The organism is Chitinophaga sp. (assembly GCF_035564935.1).
GTDB lineage: Bacteria > Bacteroidota > Bacteroidia > Chitinophagales > Chitinophagaceae > Chitinophaga.
The window spans coordinates 1-2406 of the sequence record NZ_DATMTE010000325.1 but is presented as its reverse complement, the minus strand read 5'-3'; the positions used below and the strand labels follow the sequence as shown (position 1 = coordinate 2406).

The 2406-nt window shown below is 44.3% G+C and carries 2 protein-coding genes; both read right to left on the bottom strand.

What is annotated here, in order from left to right:
- Positions 1-228 precede the first annotated feature (228 nt).
- Positions 229-1314, bottom strand: coding sequence for a FecR family protein (locus tag VN105_RS08675; protein ID WP_325639903.1), 1086 nt, complete (start codon positions 1312-1314; stop codon positions 229-231).
- A gap of 85 nt (positions 1315-1399) precedes the next feature.
- A complete protein-coding gene (locus VN105_RS08670) occupies positions 1400-1969 on the bottom strand; it encodes an RNA polymerase sigma-70 factor (RefSeq protein ID WP_325639901.1) in 570 nt (189 codons plus the stop codon).
- Positions 1970-2406 lie beyond the last annotated feature (437 nt).

The window sequence follows — 2406 nt, the reverse complement described above, 5'->3', positions numbered from 1 at the left end:
AATTCATAATTAATAAGACTTTTTTGAAGGCATGGGAGGGTCGCTTCGCAGTTGTTAGCGATTTTTTCATACTTTTAGATCTAGAGGTAATAAAATGGAAGCCAGCTGTTTTCAAGGATTGGCGAAGCTTCCTGTTATGCTTCAGGGGGAAATGTTAGCGCATTTCCCTTTTTGTTACCAGCAGCTCAGGATGAATTAAATTTGTTACCTTTTTTCATAACGGAAATATTACTGGTTAATAATAATTTCAGTGCCGTGGATAGTATAATTAAATGCGGCAGTCATTTGTAATGCCTGCAGTGCCTGTTGAATATTTTCCTGTGCAAATACACCCGTAAAGCGCAGTTCTTCTTTCTGTTTATCTGCAAACTGAATAGTTACTCCATACCAGCGCTCCATGCGCGCTGCCAGCGATGCAAATGACTCATCGCGGAATACGAGCTTATTTTCCATCCAGGACGTTTCTACAATAGCATCTTCCTGCTCTGCATAATAGGTAAGATGTTTCACGGCCATTACCGGTTCATTGGTTTTCACCGTATGTAAAGCGCTGGAATCATCTGATACCATGATCTTTTCGGTGGGTTTGAGAATGATCCGTTCACCGGGGCGGCCCTTGAGCGAAGCCTCAATGCTGCCCTGCAGCAGTGTGGCTTCCGTTATTTTATCGCCCGGATAAGCTTTTAAATTAAACCGGGTACCTAATACCTTTACATCCATCCGGGCGGTATGGATAATAAAGGGGTAATCTGCATTTTTAGCGATATCAAAAAAGGCTTCGCCGCTGAGGTTCACCTCGCGGTTATTATTGCCAAAATCTTTACCATAGGTAAGTTTACTGCCAGCATTGAGCCATACATGGGAACCATCGGGCAGCTGTACAGAAGTGCGGGAACCATTACGGGTAGCCACTTCGCTGATAGCCGGTGAATGCGCAGTTTTTCCGGAGGGCTGCCACCACCAGGCAGCGGCAGCAATGAGTACCCCGGCAACTGCAGCGGCAACAAGGTATCGCAGCAAGGGCCTTCTTTTTTCCTCTTCCAGCTGAAATACAGCGGCCTGCTGTTCCTCTGCAGGCAAACCAATATTAATGCCCCGCTCCTGCATGCGGTTGATCAGGCGGGTATGCGCCTCTTCTCCTTCCGCCCTTTCAGCCGGATCTGGTGTTGTTTTCCAGATATTTGAAATGGCTTCCACCGGGAAATGCAGATCAGGATGTTCGCGCAATAACCCTTCCAGCTCCTGCAGTTCTTCTGCAGATGCTTCCCCGGCCAGTTTCCTGCCTATCAGTTCCCAAATGCGCTTATTATTCATAACGTTTCGATAGCTACTCTGTATATAGGTACCTTTTGGGATCAATATCTACTAAAAGAAACAAAAAAAAATTCCGGACGGGGTATTAGCGGGGTGATTTCTTCAGCTGTACATTCAATACCCTGGCTATTTTAGCGAGGGCAACAGCCAGCTGGTTGTCGATGGTTTTAACAGACACATTCAGGATTTCCGCTATCTCCTTATACTTCAGCCCATCTTCACGGATCAGCTTAAAAATGATCTTACAGCGAGGCGGCAACCCTTCAATAGCTGCTTCAATGCGTGTCAGCATCTCTGCCGTAAGCAACGTCTGTTCGGGATCCTGGTGCGGACTTGCCAGCTCTACAGACAAATCATCGATGGTAATAGCCGATTGCTTCTTTTGCCGGAGCAGGTATTTCAGCGCCGTATTTTTTACGCTTACATACAGGTACACCTGCAGGTTATTCACATTCTCCAGCTGCTGGCGGCGTTCCCACAGGCTGATGAATACATCTGACACCACTTCTTCCGCTGTTTCTGCCGACTTAACGAAAGAGACCGCAAACTTCAGCAGGGGTTTGTAGAAGTGCAGAAACAGCTCGCGGTACGCCGCTTCATCGTCGTATAAACCAATACGGCGCTGCCACTCTTTTATGTCGTTTGCGTGGAACATTGATTAGCTGCTTCTGTAGACAAAGTAAACGAAAAAAACAATGCGGTGGGGATGAGGTGGTTTGATAACACACGGTGATTGAATAACCAAACATATTCGATCACATTTGGAGGCTGGCTAAAAAAATTTTACGGAAGGAAGAAAATATAATATTATATTGGTGAAGGAAATTAATACCCTACCTTTTATTTGTTAACTGATTTTTTTATATGTGTCCCTATAAACTACGTTTTTTCCTTACCTTTTTTGTTTTGTTCTTTTGTGCAAAACAGTTGTGAATACCCAGGATTCCCTATATACTATTAGTAACTAACATGAAAAATCTCATCCTCACAACATTCCTGATAACACTTATACAAACAGTCAATGGACAAATCAATACAACAACAGAAAGATTTACCATAACAGGACATCCTGAATATTACAAAGAAGAAGGC

Coding starts and splice junctions, on each gene's coding strand:
- VN105_RS08675 (WP_325639903.1), bottom strand. CDS start 1,314: ATGAATAATAAGCGCATTTGGGAACTGATAGGCAGGAAACTGGCCGGG.
- VN105_RS08670 (WP_325639901.1), bottom strand. CDS start 1,969: ATGTTCCACGCAAACGACATAAAAGAGTGGCAGCGCCGTATTGGTTTA.